Origin of the sequence: Pseudomonas sp., from assembly GCF_035512415.1 — a bacterium.
Lineage (GTDB): Bacteria > Pseudomonadota > Gammaproteobacteria > Pseudomonadales > Pseudomonadaceae > Aquipseudomonas.
This window is the reverse complement of sequence record NZ_DATKDZ010000009.1, coordinates 140,166-156,067: the sequence shown is the minus strand read 5'-3', so window position 1 is coordinate 156,067 and position 15,902 is coordinate 140,166. Positions and strand designations below refer to the sequence as shown.

The following is a 15,902-nucleotide window of genomic DNA, read 5'->3' as shown; positions in this document are numbered from 1 at the left end:
GGGCTATCAGCCTCTACCGTTTGCCTTGAAGCGCCTGCTGATAGCGCGCATCCAGGCTTTGGCTCGGGCCGCTGGCGTTCTTATCGATATACAGATAAACCGGTTGCAGGCGCTGCAGACGGTCGTCGATACCTGGGTGCACCTTGAGGAAGCTAGTAAGCGCCGCGTCGTTCTGTCGAGTGGTGCCCAGGGTTTGTAGTACGCCGGCCAGACCGTAGGCGTCATAGCCTGCGCGGGTGGCGATTACCGCGCCCATGGCGTCGGCTTCGTATTCATCGCCACGGTCCAGGCCGCGGCTGTAAAGGTCGCTGACGCTGCGGGTAAAACGGTCGGTCAACTCGCCTGCTTTACTGCCACCCTTGTCGGCGGCACCGGCTTGCACCGCCAGGGTGGCGAGGTCAGTCAGCAGGCCGGTTTGCGCCTGCTGCTGAATGGCCTTGAGGTGATGTTGCTGCACCACGTGGGCGACTTCATGGGCCAGTACACCGGCCAGTTCGGCCTCGCTGTTCATCCTGGTGAGCATGCCACTGGTGATAAAGATGTAACCGCCAGGTGCTGCGTAGGCGGCCACTTGCGAGCTGTCGAGTACGACGAAACGCCAGGGTAGATCGGGGCGTTCGCTGTGCTGGGCGACCCACAGGCCGACGCGGTTGACGTAAGCCTGCAGCGGCGGATTGTTCAGTACCGCGGCTTTGCTCAGCAGGATAGAGGCGGTGTTCTGCCCGATCACCCGCTCTTCATCGACGCTTTTCTGGCCCATATTGGTCAGGTGCTGGCCGGCACTGGCCAGTTTGCCCAGATCGACGCCCTGAATCTGCATGCCTTCCAGGCCCTGGCAGGCGCTGAGGCTGACAACCAGGCCGAGCAGGCTGGCGCACTTGAATAGTGTGGCTGTTTGCATGTCGCTCTCCTCTCGGCGTGTTAGCGGGCGTAGGGCAGGCTTTGACTGCGCAGGCCACCTTGCTGGGCGAAGCTGCGCGCCTCGCTCGGACTCGCGGCGAAGGCATCCAGGCTTTGCACGCTGGCCGAGGTATTGGCACTGCCGCTGCGTAATTCTTCGTCGCTGATGCCGCGAATCCCGGTGGCCACGCCGCTGGCGGGAGAGGCCGGATTGCCAAGCTTGAGCAGGCTGCCCAGGTCATTGCTGCGGCTGGCTTGCGCCCCCTTGGCAAAGCGCAGGCTGAGCAGCGGTAGCCAGCCGCGCTGGCCGCTTGAGGTTTGCACCTGATACCAGCCACCCTGGCGCTCCAGTACCAGTACCTGCGCCTGTTTGCCGACCTGGCCGACACTGGCGGCCGAGGCGCTGGGGTCGGCGCGCAGGGCGCTGTCCTGTAAGGTCTGCGCCTGGCGTACCTCGGCCAGCGCCGAGAAGCCGTAGAAGCTGAATATCAGCGCCGCAAGGGCACTGCAGAGGCCTTTATTCATCATGTCTCCTTCGCGGTTCGTAGAGCATTACGGCTTCGGCGCGACCTTTTACCTGGTGTTCGCCCTGGGGCACGAAGTCCAGATCGAGCGTGCAGGCCTCACGGGTGGCGGCAGAAATCAGTAGATGGGCGCGACCCTTGGTCAGCCCTTCGATGCGGCTGGCGAGGTTCACCGTGTCGCCTATTGCAGTGTAGTCATAGCGCTGCTTTGCGCCGACCAGGCCGACGACCGCTGGTCCTGTGTGCAGGCCGATGCCGATGTCGAAATCCGGGCAGTTGTAGTTGCGGCGAAAGGCATCGAGGTTTTCCAGCATTTCCAAGGCCGCGAGGATGGCCTGGTCGGCCTGCTGCGGGTTATCCAGCGGCGCGCCCCAGAAGGCCATGATGGCATCGCCGATAAACTTGTCGAGGGTCGCCTGGTGTTTGAACAGCACCTCCACCTGGCTGCTGAAATAGCCTTCAAGCAGGTGCACGATTTCGCTTGGCGTGTGCTGTTCGGAGAGGGTGGTAAAGCTGCGGATATCGGAAAACAGCACGGTCAGCTGGCACTCCTTGCTCGCCAGCAGGGCTTCCGGGTCGTCGCGCGACACCAGCTGGTTGACCACCACCGGGTCCATAAAGCGGCTGAACAGGCGAATGGTGTCCTGCAATTGCTGACGCCGGCGCAGGTAGAACAGCGCCAGAGCCGCGGCCAGCAGCAGCCATAGACAGATCAGCCCCGGCAGCACGCCGAGCAGCAGGCCCTGCAAGGCCAGCCAGTAGCTGCCGGCAAACAGTGCCAGGCTGCCGAGCAGGCACAGGGCAAAGGCCGCCGGCAGCTGTTCACGCAGTAGCAATCCACTCAAACCGAGCAATAACAGCAGCGGTCCGAGCACTTCCAACCAGCCGTCGGCCTCGTGCAACTGGCTGTTGTTGAGCAGGTTGTCGATGGCCGTCATCAGGATAAACGGCGCGGGGTAGAGGGTATCCAGCGGGGTCGGGCGCAGGTCATGCAGGCCGGCGGCGGTGGTGCCGATCACGATGATGCGGTCCTTGAACAGCTCGGCTGCCAGCGGTTCGCCCTGGTTGCGCGCCGCCGCCAGTACGGCGGCGTAGGGCAGGCGTGGGTAGGGCAGGCGGCTGGTGCCGGGCCAGTCCAACAGCAGGTTCTGTTGTGGCGGCAAGCTGCCGGTCAGGTCATGCACGATGCGCGCAGGCATGCTGGGCAGGCGCCAGTCGGCAAAGCTGCGGTACAGCTCATAGCGGCGGCCGATACCGTCGGCATCGGGGCGAAAGTTGATGTTGCCCAGGTGCCACACTTCGCTGGGGAAGGCGTTGGGCAGCAGGAGCAAACCACGCTGATCGTCCGCGCCGCGTTGCCCCGGTGCTTGCCAGGTGGAGGCGGGATAGTCGCGCAGCAGTGGCGGTTGGCTGCCTTTATCGGCGTGTTGAACCAGGGCGGCGAGGTAGGTGTTGGAGCTGCGTTGCAGCACTTCGGCAAAGTAGCTGTCGGCGTCCGGGTTGAACGGGTCGGGCTCGCTGAACAGGATGTCGAAAGCCACGGCCTTGGGCTGTTGGCTGAGCAGGTATTCCAGCAATTCGCCATGCAGCGAGCGCGGCCACGGCCATTTACCGGCTTCACCGGCCAGCACTTGCAGGCTCAGGTCGTCGATATCAATCAGTAGCAGGCGCGGGTCGGGCGTCTGTTCGGCGGCGCGTTGGCGGATCAGCCAGTCGAGATGGGCATTGTTCAACCCGTTTAGCGCGGGCCACAGATGCAGCAGGGGAAGCAGGAGCAGCGCCAGCAGGCAGAGCCCGCCGAGGCTGTGGCGAAACCGGCGCGAGGCGGCGCGTGCAGGCACTGGGAGCTCCTGTGGGCTGTGATGACAGAAGTGATGCTTCTGACTCTAGCAGCCCCCGTGGATGGCACCTCTGCTCCAGTAGCCCGGATGCAATCCGGGAGATGGCGCGCTACGCATTCCCGGATTTCATCCGGGCTACTGCTACGTCTCAGCGGTCAGTAGCTAATGCTGCTTAACCCGCAACCAGCACCCGTATGGCTTCTAGACGCAGCGCCGCCTTGTCGAGCATGGCCAGGCCTTGCTCGCGCAGTTGGCGCAGGGCGTTGAGTTCGCTGTCACGCACGCTGGGGTTGACCGCTTGCAGGGCGACCAGGCGCGCCAGTTCCTCGTCGGTTTCGGCGGCCAGGCGGCGCTTGGCTTCGTCGACGCGCGCAGCGTGGCGTTCGGCGACCTTGCCTTCGCCGGCGTTGATCAGCGGGTTGAGGCTGTCACGCTGGGCCTGGACGAACTTGTTGGCGCTGGCCCGTGGCACGCTTTCCAGCTGGTCGTTCAAGGTTTCGAAGGCCACCTTGTGCGCCAGGTCGTTGCCGTTGGCATCGAGCAGGCAGCGCAGGGCGATAGGCGGCAGGTAGCGGCCCAGTTGCAGGGCGCGCGGGGCGACCACTTCGCTGACATACAGCAGCTCCAGCAGCACGGTGCCGGGTTTCAGCGCCTTGTTCTTGATCAGCGCGACGCCGGTGTTGCCCATGGAGCCGGAGCGCACCAGATCCATGCCGCCTTGCACCATGGGGTGTTCCCAGGTGAGGAACTGCATGTCCTCGCGGGCCAGGGCCATGTCGCGGTCGTAGGTGATGGTTACGCCTTCATCGTCGCCAAGGGGGAAGCTGGCATCCAGCATCTTTTCGCTGGGGCGCAGGATCAGGGCGTTGTCGGAGTGGTCTTCGCTGTCGATGCCGAAAGCGTCGAACAGCTGCTCCATATAGATCGGCAGGGCGAACTGGTCGTCTTGTTCAAGAATCGCCTCGACCAGCGCTTCGCCTTCGCCGGCACCGCCGGAGTTGAGTTCCAGCAGGCGGTCGCGGCCGGCATGCAGCTCGCCTTCAAGGCGCAGACGCTCGGTTTTGGCTTCATCGACCAGGGTCTGCCATTCGCCGTCATCACCGCTTTCCAGCAGCGGCAGCAGGCGGCTACCGAACTGGTGTTGCAGGGCGTTGCCGGTTGGGCAGGTGGCGAGGAAGGCGTTCAGCGCCTGGTGGTACCACTGGAACAGACGCTCCTGCGGGCTGTTTTCCAGGTACGGCACGTGCAGCTGGATGCGGTGCTTCTGACCGATACGGTCGAGGCGGCCGATGCGCTGTTCGAGCAGATCCGGGTGGGCCGGCAGATCGAACAGCACCAGGTGATGGGAGAACTGGAAGTTGCGACCTTCCGAGCCGATTTCCGAACAGATCAGCACCTGGGCGCCGAATTCTTCGTCGGCGAAATAGGCGGCGGCGCGGTCGCGCTCAAGGATGCTCATGCCTTCGTGGAACACGGTGGCCGGAATGCCTTTGCGCACGCGCAGGGCGTCTTCCAGGTCCATGGCGGTTTCGGCGTGGGCGCAGATCACCAGCACCTTGAACTTCTTGAGCATCTTCAGGGTGTCGATCAGCCATTCGACGCGAGGGTCGAACTGCCACCAGCGCTGCTCATCGCCAAATTCGGCCTGGGCCTGGTAGCTGACTTCCGGGTAGAGGTCGGCATGCTCGCCCACAGGCAGCTCCAGATACTCGTCCGGGCTGGCCAGGGGGTAGGGGTGCAGCTCGCGATCCGGGAAACCCTGCACGGCGGCGCGGGTGTTGCGAAACAGCAGGCGGCCGGTGCCATGGCGGTCGAGCAGTTCGCGCACCAGGCGCGCCGCGGCCTCGCTGTCGCCATCATTGACCGCGGCCAGCAGGGCTTCGCCTGCGTTACCGAGGAAATCGTGGATGGTCTTGTGTGCGGCAGGCGACAGGCGGCCCTGATCGAGCAACTCCTGTACGGCTTCGGCGACCGGCTGGTAGTGGGCGCTCTCGGCGCGGAAGGCTTCGAGGTCGTGGAAGCGGTTGGGGTCTAGCAGACGCAGGCGCGCGAAGTGGCTGTCCTGGCCCAGTTGTTCCGGGGTGGCGGTCAGCAGCAACACGCCGGGAATCACCTCGGACAGTTGTTCGACCAGGCGATATTCCTCGCTGGCGTGTTCCGGGTGCCAGACCAGGTGGTGGGCTTCGTCGACCACCAGCAGGTCCCAGCCGGCGGCAAACAGCGCGTCCTGGGCCTTTTCGTCTTCGCACAGCCATTCCAGGGCGACCAGCGCCAGCTGGCAGTCTTCAAACGGGTTGCTGGCGTCGCTTTCGATAAAGCGCTCGGCGTCGAACAGCGCCACGTCCAGGTTGAAGCGCCGACGCATTTCCACCAGCCACTGGTGCTGGAGGTTTTCCGGTACCAGGATCAACACCCGGTTGGCGCGCCCTGACAGCAGTTGGCGATGGATCACCAGGCCGGCTTCGATGGTTTTGCCCAGACCCACTTCGTCGGCTAGCAGCACGCGCGGGGCGATGCGGTCGGCGACTTCACGGGCGATATGCAGCTGGTGGGCAATCGGCTGGGCGCGTACGCCGCCCAGGCCCCAGAGCGAGGACTGCAGCTGCTTGCTGGTGAACTCCAGAGTGCGATAGCGCAGGGCGAACCAGGGCAGCGGGTCGATCTGCCCGGCGAACAGGCGGTCGCTGGCCAGGCGGAACTGGATAAAGTTCGACAGCTGGGTTTCCGGCAGAGTGACGCTTTCGTGCTGGGCATTGAGGCCGTGATAGACCAGCAGGCCGTCGACATCGTCGACTTCCTGTACGGTCAGTTTCCAGCCTTCGAAGTGAGTGATCTCGTCGCCCGGGGAGAAGCGCACGCGGGTCAGCGGTGCATTGCGCATGGCGTACTGGCGGGTTTCGCCGGTGGCCGGGTAGAGCACGGTAAGCATGCGGCCGTCCTGCATCAGAACGGTTCCCAACCCCAGCTCAGCTTCGCTGTCACTGATCCAGCGTTGTCCCGGTTCATACTGCGCCATGCTTGTCTCCCGCGTGAAAAAGCCGACTATGTTAACGCAGGGCAGGTCCCTGGCCCAAGGCGCATTGATGTGCAGGCGGCACTTTGTGTGGTTGGTCGTGTCGCAAGTGTAGCGAGGCGGCTCTCAAGTCGGCGTCCGTGCGGCCGAAAGCCTGACCAAAGGAGGACAGATAAAGTAAGGAGGACAGATAAAATGCTACCGCCTATCCCCCAAGGCCTGGTTCCGGTCACGGTTCAGCAGGATGTGATCAAGCCCCGGCCGGAAATTCTGCCGGTTACACCCGCGGCCGAAAGCGCCAAAGAAAGTGGCGTGAGCCTGGATAAACGCCATCCGCAGGAAGCGGAGATGCTACTGCGCGAAGAGCAGCGTCGCCGTCAGCGCCGGGGCTACACCCCCGCGGAGCTGGCCGAAGGCGAAGTCGATGCAGCCGACGAGGCGGTGATGGACGACATGCCGCGTCAGGGGCTATGGGTGGATGTGGAAGTCTGAGAACCGGCTGGTGATCTCGCCAGTCGGGTTAGCAGGCGATCGCAAACTTACAGACTGCAGCCTTACCACCTTGATTGACGTGCCCCTCGATGCTATTTGATGACGCCCCGTTGCAGCTGCCCGACGCCGAACTGGATTTCCAGGCCCACTGGCTGGAGCCGCCGACGGCCGATCAGTGGCTGGCGCAGCTGGTCGCCGAAACGCCCTGGCAGCAGCCACGGGTGCGGCTTTACGGGCGTGAGCATGTGGTGCCGCGGCTGGTGGCCTGGTATGGCGATGCCGAGGCCCGCTACCGTTATTCTGGCCTGAGCCACTCGCCCCTGGTCTGGACGCCCTTGCTGGCGCAGATTCGTGCTCGGCTGGTGGCCACACTGGGGCAGCCGCTCAATGGCGTGTTGCTCAACTATTACCGCGACGGTCAGGACTCCATGGGCTGGCACAGTGACGATGAAGCCGAGCTGGGACGCAATCCGCTGATCGCCTCGCTCAACCTGGGCGGCAGCCGGCGTTTCGATTTCAGACGCAAGGGGCAGAGCCGTATCGAGCACTCGCTGCTGCTCAATCATGGTTCGCTGCTGGTCATGCGCGGGCCGACCCAGCATTATTGGCAGCACCAAGTGGCGAAGACGCGCAGCCCCTGTACGCCACGCCTGAATCTGACCTTTCGTATGATCCGAACCCCATGAGCCACGACGACAAGCTGATCGACTTCACCGCCGAACGCGACAAGCGCATCCACGACCTGCGCGACAAGAAACTCAACGAGTTGCGCGACGCCTTCGAGCAGGCCCTGCCATTGCCCAAAGGCAAGAAAAAGCCCAAGGGCAAACCGAAAAAGCCCTGATTGCCGCTGCTGTGGGGGCGGATCCATTGATCTGGATCAGTTTACCCGCGTCTCGCCGCCCGGCCCCTGTGCCGTCTTGATCTGGATCAATAGCCGCCTGACGGTGCCTGTTAACTTGAAGCCATTCCCACACAGGCTTCAAGCAGGAGGCACCCATGTTTATCGATGTCGTAGTTCTCGCAGGAATCGGCACGGTCGGTTTGATGGTCGCCTTCTTCGCCGGTGTCGGCTATTTCATCTGGAAGGATTCGCACAAGCGCAAGCAGGGCTGAATCCCCGGAATCAGGGCACGCAAGGCAATTTGGGCGACTTCGGTCGCCCTTTTTTTTATACCGTAGGTTGGCGTTGAGCGCAGCGAAGCCCAACAGACAACGGCATGGTCGCTCGAGCCAACCTACCGTTGGAGGCCTTAGGCCGCGTGGGCGTCTTCCGGGCTGCGGGGCGAGTGGATACCCAAATAGTGGGTGAGTCGAGTCTGCTGCGTCGGGGTCATCAACAGGCCGAGCTTGCTGCGCCGCCAGAGAATGTCTTCGGCCTGCATGGCCCACTCCTGCTGGCACAGATAATCCACTTCGCGGGCGTAGAGGCCGCTGCCCAGGTGCTCGCCCAGGTCCTCGAGATTGACAACCCCCTTGAGCATGATCCAGCTGCGGCTGCCATAGCTGCTGGCCCAGCGGCGGGCTAGTGTGGTGGGTAGCCAACCAAAGCGCCCGCACAGGGCCTCGACCAGGGCGCTCTGGCTTTCCAGTTGCTCCGCGCCGGGCAGCAGGCTGCTGGCGGTCCAGCTCGGGCCCATTTTCGGGAAGTACCCAGCCAGTTGCGCCAGCGCGGATTCGGCCAATTTGCGGTAGGTGGTCAGCTTGCCGCCGAACACCGACAGCAGCGGTGCCTCGCCGGGGTGGCCGGACAGCGCCAGGGTGTAGTCGCGGGTAACCGCCGAAGGATCGTCCGACTCGTCGTCGCACAACGGGCGCACGCCGGCATAGGTGTGGACGATATCGCTGCGGCTCAGCGGCTTCTTGAAATGGGCATTGACCACCTGCAGCAGGTAATCAATCTCGGTGTCGGTAATCGTCACCTTGGCCGGATCGCCCTGGTATTCGCGGTCGGTGGTGCCGATCAGGGTAAAGCGCTCCTGATAGGGGATGGCGAAGACGATACGGCGGTCTTCGTTCTGCAGGATATAGGCCTGTTCGCCATCGAACAGGCGGGGCACGACGATATGGCTGCCCTGGATCAGACGGATGCCGTAGGGCGAGTCCTGCTTCAGGTCGTCGCGGATAAAGCGGGCCACCCAGGGGCCGGCGGCATTGACCAAGGCCCGGGCGCGGATCGAGAACAGGCTGCCGTCGGCGCGCTCCAGGTGGATATGCCACAGGCCCTTGCTGCGCCGGGCGCTGACACAGCGAGTGCGGCTGTGTACATGGGCACCCTGTTCGCGGGCGGCCATGGCGTTGAGCACCACCAGGCGTGCGTCGTCGACCCAGCAGTCGGAGTATTCGAAACCGCGGCTGATTTCCGCCTTGAGCGGGCTGCCGGCACCGAAGCGCAGGCCGCGCGAGCCAGCCAGCTTCTCGCGCTTGCCGAGGTGGTCGTAGAGGAACAGGCCGGCGCGGATCATCCAGGCCGGGCGCAGATGCGGGCGGTGCGGCAGGATAAAGCGCATCGGCTTGACGATATGCGGGGCCTTGGCCAGCAGCACTTCACGCTCGGCCAGGGCTTCGCGCACCAGGCGGAACTCATAGTGTTCCAGGTAGCGCAGGCCGCCATGGATCAGTTTGCTGCTGGCCGAGGAGGTGTGCTGGGCCAGGTCATCCTTTTCGCAAAGGAACACCGACAGACCGCGCCCGGCCGCATCAGCAGCAATCCCCACGCCATTGATGCCGCCACCGATCACGGCGAGGTCATAGATTTCCGCGAGCGGGGTGGTGGGAGCGTGGCGATTAGTCATGGCGGCACCGCAAAGGTCGGAATTGAACGTTTTTATGTTCACTTCCGAAAATATGCTAGTCGAATAGACACGACTTCGCCACCCCGATCCTGCGCTTTCGCGCTCAGTGGTCGATTATTTTGTAAATAAGAGGGCGGGCTCAGACCAGGTCGAGTTGCACCTTGTGCTCGCTGAGCAGGCGGCCGATGGCGCTGGAGGGGGCAGCATCGGTGAAGACGCGGTCGACCAGGGTGATGGAGCCCAGGCGGACCACAGCATTGCGGCCGAATTTGCTGGAGTCGGCGGCCAGAAACACTTGGCGCGCGTTGTCGATAATGGCCTGGGAGACCCGTACTTCCTGGTAGTCGAAGTCGAGCAGGCTGCCGTCTTCGTCGATGCCGCTGATGCCGACCAGGGCGAAGTCGACCTTGAACTGGCGGATGAAATCCACCGCCGCCTGACCCACCACGCCGCCATCGCTGCGCACCGTACCGCCGGCCACCAGCACTTCGAAGTCGGCCTTGGCGCTGAGCTGGGCGGCCACATGCAGGTTGTTGGTGATGATCTTCAGGCCCTTGTGGCCGAGCAGTTCGCGGGCGATGGCCTCGGTGGTGGTGCCGATGTTGATAAACAGCGAGGCGTGGTTGGGGATTTGTGCGGCGATGGCGGCGGCGATGCGCTGTTTCTCTTCGCGCATCTGCCCGGCGCGCATGCTGTAGGCGGTGTTCTGGATGCTGGAACTTTCACTCGCCGCGCCGCCATGGGTACGGCGCAACAGGCCCTGTTCGGCCAGTTGGTTGATATCGCGGCGGATGGTCTGCGGAGTAACGCCGAATGCCTGGGCCAGCTCGTCAATGCTGACGTAGCCGCGTTCGCGGGCAAGTTCGAGAATGTCCTGTTGGCGAGGTGGCAGGGTCATGGGCGGGTCCTTGAAAGCGCGCGACATTATAGGCTGTCGTCGCGTCAGTTTTCGGCTAAGGTACGCGAACTTTGTCAGATTATTTTCACATTCGAACATGACTCCTGCCATCGATCTGTTAAAAAAGGCCAAGGCGGTGCATCGGGTGCACAGCTACCACCACGACCCCAAAGCGGCTTCCTATGGCCTGGAGGCGGCGGAAAATCTCAAGCTTGAACCCGCCCAGGTATTCAAGACGCTGCTGGCGGCGAGCGAGAAGGGCGAGCTGCTGGTGGCGGTGGTGCCGGTGGCCGGCACGCTCGACCTGAAAGCCCTGGCCCAGGTGGCCGGGGTGAAGAAGGCCGATATGGCCGACCCGGGGGCGGCTCAGCGTGCCACCGGTTATCTGCTCGGTGGTATCAGCCCGCTGGGGCAGAAGAAGCGCCTGCGCACCTTTATCGATGAGTCGGCGCAGCAGTTTCCCAGCATCTACGTCAGCGCCGGGCGGCGCGGGCTGGAGGTCGAGTTGGCGGCCGAGGTATTGGCGCAGCTGACTCAGGCGTTGTTTGCACCGATTGGCCGCGGTTAATTCCCAGGTTTTAAACCTATAACAACAAGGAACTCAGCATGTCCCACTACCTGCTTGCCATCGACCAGGGCACCACCAGCAGCCGTGCCATCGTTTTCAGCAGTGCCGGCAAGCGGGTGGCCAGTGCGCAACAGGAGTTCAGGCAGTTCTTCCCCCAGGACGGTTGGGTCGAACACGATGGCGAGGAGCTCTGGCAGAGCACTCTGCAGGTCTGTCGCGAGGCCCTAGAGCAGGGTGGCCTGCAGGCCACGGATATCACCGCCATCGGCATCACCAACCAGCGCGAAACCACCTTGGTGTGGGACGCCGTAAGCGGTGCGCCGATCCACCCGGCCATTGTCTGGCAGGACCGCCGCACCGCCGATTACTGCAGTGGGCTGAAGGCTGCCGGCCATGAGCCGATGGTGGCGAGCAAGACCGGCTTGCTGATCGATCCCTACTTTTCCGCGACCAAGCTGCGCTGGATTCTCGACGCGGTGCCGGGTGCCCGTGAGCGTGCCGAGCGCGGCGAGTTGCGCTTCGGCACCGTGGACAGCTTTCTGCTGTGGCGGCTGACCGGCGGCAAGTCGCACAAGACCGATGCGACCAATGCTTCGCGCACCTCGCTGTTCAATATCCACACCCAGCAATGGGATGCCGAGCTGCTTGAGCTGTTCGAAATTCCCGCCAGCCTGCTGCCCGAGGTACTCGATTGTGCCGCCGAGTTCGGTACCACCGAGGCCGAGCTGCTCGGCGCGGCTATTCCGGTGCTGGGCATGGCCGGTGACCAGCAGGCGGCGCTGATCGGCCAGGCCTGCTTTGAGGCCGGCATGGTCAAGAGCACCTACGGTACCGGCTGCTTTATGATCCAGAACACCGGCACCACCCCGGTGGTTTCGAAAAACCGCCTGCTGACCACGGTGGGCTATCGCCTCGGTGGCCAGGTCACCTATGCGGTGGAGGGCAGCATTTTCGTTGCCGGTGCGGCGGTGCAGTGGCTGCGCGATGGCATCAAGCTGATCACCCATGCCCGCGACAGCGAGGCTCTGGCCGAGGCGACCGGCGATGCCTGCGGCGTGTACCTGGTGCCGGCCTTTACTGGCTTGGGTGCACCTTACTGGGACCCGAAGGCGCGCGGTGCGATCTTCGGCCTGACCCGCGACACCGGGATCAAGGAAATCGTCACCGCCGGCCTGCAGTCGGTGTGCTACCAGACCCGCGACTTGCTCGAGGCCATGCGCCAGGACGGCGCGGCCGAGCCCAGCGCGCTACGGGTGGATGGCGGTATGGTGGAGAACAACTGGGTGATGCAGTTTCTCGCCGATATCCTCGGGGTACCGGTCGAGCGCCCCGAGGTCACCGAAACCACCGCCCTCGGCGTAGCCTATCTGGCCGGCCTGCAAGCCGGCTTGTATCAGGACCTGGAGAGCATCGCCAGCCATTGGCACCGCCAGCAGCGCTTCGACCCGCGCATGACCGCCAGCCATCGCAGCAAGCTGTATGACGGCTGGCTGGATGCGGTCAAGCGGGTGCGCAGCGAAGGCTGAGGTTAGCTGGCTCCACAGAGGTTATGAACCCACCAGCATCACCCCTTCGTACTGATCGGTCAGCTCGTTCATCTGCCACAGCAGGGTTTCGGTGGTGGTGGTGATGACCGTCGGCACGTAGCGCGAGTCGTTGGCCAGATTGAAACCGGCGCGGGTAAAGCGCCACTGCGCTTCGGCCTGGGTCAGGCCCTTGCTGATCTGCGCGGTGTTCTGGCTGGCCTGCTGCAGCTCCAGCAGCGCAACTTCGAACTCGCCGACGGCCTGCTCGAAGCTCTGCTGTAGACCCTCGACCGGCAAGCGCCAGCTTATGGCCAGGTACAGCTTGGCGATGCGCTGGCTGAGCATGCGCTGGCGACCGCTGCGGTTGACCAGTACTGCGCTGCGGCCGCCGCTGTGGCGTTCGAGCAGTTGCACCACCTGCTCGCTCTGCGCCAGCAGCTGATCGCTGAGCTCCAGGACCAGCAGTGCCTGTTGTTTATCGGGGCGCGACAGCGCCAGTTCACGGTAACGCTGCCAGGTTGTGCCGGCCTCTTGCAGGGCGTTGCGGATTTCTGGCGTGGGGGCGTATTCGCTCAGGGCCAGGTAATTGCTTTCGAATTTGGCGATGCTCTGGTCGAGCTGCTGTTCGGCCAGATCGGGACGGATCTCGGCACCCAGCATCAGGTAGCTCTTGGCAATGCGCTGGCTGAGCATGCGCTGCATACCCGACAGGTTCATCGCCTCGGCCGCGTTGATGGTGGCCCAGGCCGTTGGGCTAAGCAGGGCGAGGCCGAACAGCAGGCCGGCAATAATCGGTTTGAGCATGGGATGTCTCCTTGAGGACCGCGGCGGCAGCCGCCGCGGGCACAGCGGGAAGGCCCTGCAGAGCAGGGCCGGGGGCTATCAGTAGCTGTATTGCAGCTGTACCCAGAGCTTGTCGGTGTCGACGGAGAAATCGTCGGCGTCGTAGTTGGCGTACTTGACCAGGCCGACCAGGCCCTTCACGCCCGGGATCGGGTGGGCGTAGGAGACGTCGATTTCCTCGCCGTACTGGCTGCTGTCACGCTCGGCGCGGAAGTCGTGGTACCAGGCCTGCAGGCTGCCGCCCAGCAGTGGCGCGGTCAGGCCCACATAGGCATCCTTAACGCCGTCGGCAGGTGTCAGCAGGAAGATATCGGCCCAGCCCTGGAAGGCGTGCTTGGTCGCCAGTGGAGTCTGGAAGGCACGGTTGCCCGGGCCCGAGTCGCCGCTCAGCACTTCGTAGCCGCCCTTGAAGGCCACGCCCTTGAAGCTGTAACCCAGTTCGGCCAGGTAGTAGTCGCTGTCCAGGTCCAGCGGGTTGCCTGCGTATTCGCTCTGCTGGGCGTATTCCAGGGCGTAGCTGACGCCTGCAATGGCACCATTGAGGCGCAGGCCGGTGGTCTTGCTCGACTGGCCGCCGGCGGCCAAGTTGTCCAGGCCCAGGCGGTATTGGTAGGCGGTGGCAGTCAGCTCCGGCATCACGATGTACTGCGCGTTGAGCAGGTGGCTGTGGCCTTCGATATTGGCCGGGTTGGCGGCAGTGTCGAAGCGATTGTCGCCGGGACCGAAGATGCTGTTGATATTGTCGATATAGGCGTAGCTCAGGGTCAGACCGTCCAGGGGCTTGAGCTGGCCGAGCACGCCGTCGTAGGTCTGCTCGTTCTGCCGCCAGGCCACGCCGCCGACGAAGCGCTGGTTGTCCAGGTTGATGCGCTGGCGACCGAGCACCGCGCTGCCGTACTTGTGGTCATAGCGCAGCAGGGCCTGGTTGACCTCGCTGCCGTCCGGGTCAGCGACCACCGAGTAGTCGGTCTGGCCATTGCGCGTGTTGTTGTAGCTGGCGTCGCCGATGCGGCTGACGTTATCGGCCTCGATCAGCGCCGAGAGGCCGTACCACTTGCCGCTCTGGAAGCCGACGCGGGTGCGCAGGGTCTGGGCGTTGGCATTGTTCAGGGCGTTGTCCTGGTCGACGTGTTCATAGCGGTAGCGGCCATCGAGGATCGGCTTGCCCTGGGTGAACAGGTTGCTGAATGCCTCATCGGCGCGGGCGGCGTGGCTGAGGGTGCTGCTGGCAACGGCCAGCGACAGCAGGGTCAGTTTCATCATGCGCATAGCGGTCTTCCTAAAGTGAGCTAAAAAACGCAAAAAAAAACGCCACAGCGCCCACATCTCCATCAGGGAGGGGGTGCTATGACGTCGTTGTCGGATGTGTGGCAGACACGCCGTTGTGCTGACCGGGGTTGGTCTTAGCAGGTGGCGTGCCAAGGTTCATAAGTGGCTGATTTAGCGAGATTTACCGTGTTTTTAAGAACTTTTTGCGATGAACTCGTGCACCCGCTATGCGCGCTGCGCATTGAGACGGTGCAGCTGTACCGGCGTAATTGCGCCTGCCTGTAAGGGGCGAGGAGGGTTAGGGCTGCGGCATGCTCGTGGTAACAACGAAATAGGGAGTTTCACCCATGCAGCTTGAGTTTCATCAGGTCGACGCCTTTGCCGACCGCCCCTTCGCCGGTAACCCGGCCATGGTCTATCGCCTGGACCGCTGGCTTGACGAGGCGTTGATGCAGCAGATTGCCGCCGAGCATAACCTGGCGGAAACCGCCTTTGTGGTGAAGGAGGGCGCTGCCTGGCATATCCGCTGGTTTACCCCGGCCGCCGAGGTGCCGCTGTGCGGGCACGCGACCCTGGCCAGCGCTTATGTGCTGTTTGAGCAGTATGGCGAGCAGGGCGAGTGCATCGAGTTCAGCTGCCTGTCCGGCGCGCTGCGGGTCAGCCGTGAGGGCGATCGGCTGGTGCTGGATTTCCCTGTGCGCAAGGCTGCGCCTTGGGAGGGGCGCGAGCAGGTCGAGCAGGCGCTGGGCACACAGGTACAGGCGGTGCTGGCCCTGCCCGGCAGCCAGGGGGTTCAGGAATTAATGGCGATTCTGCTTACAGAGGCGGCGGTACGGGCCTGTCAGCCGGACTTCGCCGCCGTGGCCAGGTTGCCTGGGTTGGGGCTGCTGATCAGCTCGGTGGGCGAGCGCCACGATTTCGTCTCGCGCTACTTCGCCCCTGGTATTGGCATCGATGAAGATCCGGTCACCGGTTCGACCCATTGCATGCTCGTACCTTACTGGGCTGAGCGCTTGGGCAAGAATGAACTCAGCGCCTACCAGTGTTCGACTCGGGGCGGCGAGCTGCACTGCCGGCTGGAAGGGGAGCGGGTAAAGATCGCCGGCCAGGCAGTATTGGTCGCCAGTGGCCGGTTGTGCCTGAGCGAGGATGTTGGGCAGGACTAACCGCCGGAGTCAACGGCATTGGTGCGCACGGCGCACCCTACGTGTTGTACGCCATGCGTGGGTTGAG

The 15,902-nt window shown here is 63.7% G+C and carries 15 protein-coding genes; 7 read left to right on the top strand and 8 right to left on the bottom strand.

The features are described 5' to 3' along the window. Positions 1–13 precede the first annotated feature (13 nt). The 4 genes from VMP31_RS04240 to rapA form a co-directional block, all read right to left on the bottom strand. Complete coding sequence (locus tag VMP31_RS04240) at positions 14–901, bottom strand: M48 family metalloprotease (protein ID WP_325504406.1); 888 nt, start codon at positions 899–901, stop codon at positions 14–16. Between the two features lie 20 nt (positions 902–921). Further along, entirely contained in the window at positions 922–1,425 is a 504-nt protein-coding gene (locus VMP31_RS04235; protein ID WP_325504404.1) for an SH3 domain-containing protein, read from the bottom strand. After that, positions 1,418–3,265: an adenylate/guanylate cyclase domain-containing protein gene (locus VMP31_RS04230; protein WP_325504402.1), complete on the bottom strand. Its 1,848-nt coding sequence runs from the start codon at positions 3,263–3,265 to the stop codon at positions 1,418–1,420. Before VMP31_RS04230 ends, VMP31_RS04235 begins: the two co-directional genes overlap by 8 nt. Positions 3,266–3,437: 172 nt before the next feature. After that, the gene (rapA, locus tag VMP31_RS04225) at positions 3,438–6,281 is read right to left on the bottom strand and encodes an RNA polymerase-associated protein RapA (RefSeq protein ID WP_325504400.1); all 2,844 of its coding nucleotides are present in this window, start codon (positions 6,279–6,281) and stop codon (positions 3,438–3,440) included. A 192-nt stretch (positions 6,282–6,473) separates the two neighbouring features. Between rapA and VMP31_RS04220 the strand changes: the two genes are divergently transcribed. From VMP31_RS04220 to ccoM, 4 genes are all read left to right on the top strand, one after another. Continuing rightward, on the top strand, positions 6,474–6,770 hold the full coding sequence (locus VMP31_RS04220) for an aspartate-semialdehyde dehydrogenase (RefSeq protein ID WP_325504398.1): 297 nt from the start codon (positions 6,474–6,476) through the stop codon (positions 6,768–6,770). A gap of 89 nt (positions 6,771–6,859) precedes the next feature. Beyond that, on the top strand, positions 6,860–7,456 hold the full coding sequence (locus VMP31_RS04215) for an alpha-ketoglutarate-dependent dioxygenase AlkB (RefSeq protein WP_325504396.1): 597 nt from the start codon (positions 6,860–6,862) through the stop codon (positions 7,454–7,456). Further along, positions 7,453–7,614 carry a hypothetical protein gene (locus tag VMP31_RS04210; protein WP_325504394.1) on the top strand — a complete coding sequence of 54 codons (162 nt, stop codon included), beginning with the start codon at positions 7,453–7,455 and terminating at the stop codon, positions 7,612–7,614. The genes VMP31_RS04215 and VMP31_RS04210 overlap by 4 nt, the downstream gene beginning before the upstream one ends. A 155-nt stretch (positions 7,615–7,769) precedes the next feature. Continuing rightward, entirely contained in the window at positions 7,770–7,886 is a 117-nt protein-coding gene (gene ccoM / locus VMP31_RS04205; RefSeq protein WP_298140885.1) for a cytochrome c oxidase subunit CcoM, read from the top strand. Positions 7,887–8,023: 137 nt separating this feature from the next. Here ccoM and glpD read toward each other — a convergent pair whose 3' ends face one another. Next, positions 8,024–9,565 (bottom strand): glycerol-3-phosphate dehydrogenase, encoded by a 1,542-nt coding sequence (gene glpD, locus VMP31_RS04200; RefSeq protein WP_325504390.1) that lies wholly within the window; start codon positions 9,563–9,565, stop codon positions 8,024–8,026. A gap of 139 nt (positions 9,566–9,704) precedes the next feature. Then, positions 9,705–10,463 (bottom strand): DeoR/GlpR family DNA-binding transcription regulator, encoded by a 759-nt coding sequence (locus VMP31_RS04195; protein WP_325504388.1) that lies wholly within the window; start codon positions 10,461–10,463, stop codon positions 9,705–9,707. Between the two features lie 97 nt (positions 10,464–10,560). Here VMP31_RS04195 and ybaK point away from each other — a divergent pair, with 97 nt between their 5' ends. Together ybaK and glpK are read left to right on the top strand one after the other, a co-directional pair. Beyond that, positions 10,561–11,031, top strand: a complete 471-nt coding sequence (ybaK, locus tag VMP31_RS04190; protein ID WP_325504386.1) for a Cys-tRNA(Pro) deacylase — start codon at positions 10,561–10,563, stop codon at positions 11,029–11,031. Positions 11,032–11,069: 38 nt separating this feature from the next. Next, positions 11,070–12,557 carry a glycerol kinase GlpK gene (gene glpK, locus VMP31_RS04185; protein ID WP_325504385.1) on the top strand — a complete coding sequence of 496 codons (1,488 nt, stop codon included), beginning with the start codon at positions 11,070–11,072 and terminating at the stop codon, positions 12,555–12,557. 21 nt (positions 12,558–12,578) lie between these two features. On the opposite strand, the gene VMP31_RS04180 is transcribed toward glpK, so the two are convergent. Continuing rightward, positions 12,579–13,361: a type IV pili methyl-accepting chemotaxis transducer N-terminal domain-containing protein gene (locus VMP31_RS04180; RefSeq protein WP_325504383.1), complete on the bottom strand. Its 783-nt coding sequence runs from the start codon at positions 13,359–13,361 to the stop codon at positions 12,579–12,581. A gap of 78 nt (positions 13,362–13,439) precedes the next feature. After that, on the bottom strand, positions 13,440–14,669 hold the full coding sequence (locus VMP31_RS04175) for an alginate export family protein (protein WP_325504381.1): 1,230 nt from the start codon (positions 14,667–14,669) through the stop codon (positions 13,440–13,442). Between the two features lie 347 nt (positions 14,670–15,016). Here VMP31_RS04175 and VMP31_RS04170 point away from each other — a divergent pair, with 347 nt between their 5' ends. After that, positions 15,017–15,835, top strand: a complete 819-nt coding sequence (locus VMP31_RS04170; RefSeq protein WP_325504379.1) for a PhzF family phenazine biosynthesis protein — start codon at positions 15,017–15,019, stop codon at positions 15,833–15,835. Positions 15,836–15,902: the final 67 nt, after the last annotated feature.

Excerpts from the sequence above, each read along its gene's own strand:
- VMP31_RS04240 (WP_325504406.1), bottom strand. The coding sequence starts at position 901 with ATGCAAACAGCCACACTATTCAAGTGCGCCAGCCTGCTCGGCCTGGTT.
- VMP31_RS04235 (WP_325504404.1), bottom strand. The coding sequence starts at position 1,425 with ATGAATAAAGGCCTCTGCAGTGCCCTTGCGGCGCTGATATTCAGCTTC.
- rapA (WP_325504400.1), bottom strand. The coding sequence starts at position 6,281 with ATGGCGCAGTATGAACCGGGACAACGCTGGATCAGTGACAGCGAAGCT.
- VMP31_RS04220 (WP_325504398.1), top strand. The coding sequence starts at position 6,474 with ATGCTACCGCCTATCCCCCAAGGCCTGGTTCCGGTCACGGTTCAGCAG.
- VMP31_RS04215 (WP_325504396.1), top strand. The coding sequence starts at position 6,860 with ATGCTATTTGATGACGCCCCGTTGCAGCTGCCCGACGCCGAACTGGAT.
- VMP31_RS04210 (WP_325504394.1), top strand. The coding sequence starts at position 7,453 with ATGAGCCACGACGACAAGCTGATCGACTTCACCGCCGAACGCGACAAG.
- ccoM (WP_298140885.1), top strand. The coding sequence starts at position 7,770 with ATGTTTATCGATGTCGTAGTTCTCGCAGGAATCGGCACGGTCGGTTTG.
- glpD (WP_325504390.1), bottom strand. The coding sequence starts at position 9,565 with ATGACTAATCGCCACGCTCCCACCACCCCGCTCGCGGAAATCTATGAC.
- VMP31_RS04195 (WP_325504388.1), bottom strand. The coding sequence starts at position 10,463 with ATGACCCTGCCACCTCGCCAACAGGACATTCTCGAACTTGCCCGCGAA.
- ybaK (WP_325504386.1), top strand. The coding sequence starts at position 10,561 with ATGACTCCTGCCATCGATCTGTTAAAAAAGGCCAAGGCGGTGCATCGG.
- glpK (WP_325504385.1), top strand. The coding sequence starts at position 11,070 with ATGTCCCACTACCTGCTTGCCATCGACCAGGGCACCACCAGCAGCCGT.
- VMP31_RS04180 (WP_325504383.1), bottom strand. The coding sequence starts at position 13,361 with ATGCTCAAACCGATTATTGCCGGCCTGCTGTTCGGCCTCGCCCTGCTT.
- VMP31_RS04175 (WP_325504381.1), bottom strand. The coding sequence starts at position 14,669 with ATGCGCATGATGAAACTGACCCTGCTGTCGCTGGCCGTTGCCAGCAGC.
- VMP31_RS04170 (WP_325504379.1), top strand. The coding sequence starts at position 15,017 with ATGCAGCTTGAGTTTCATCAGGTCGACGCCTTTGCCGACCGCCCCTTC.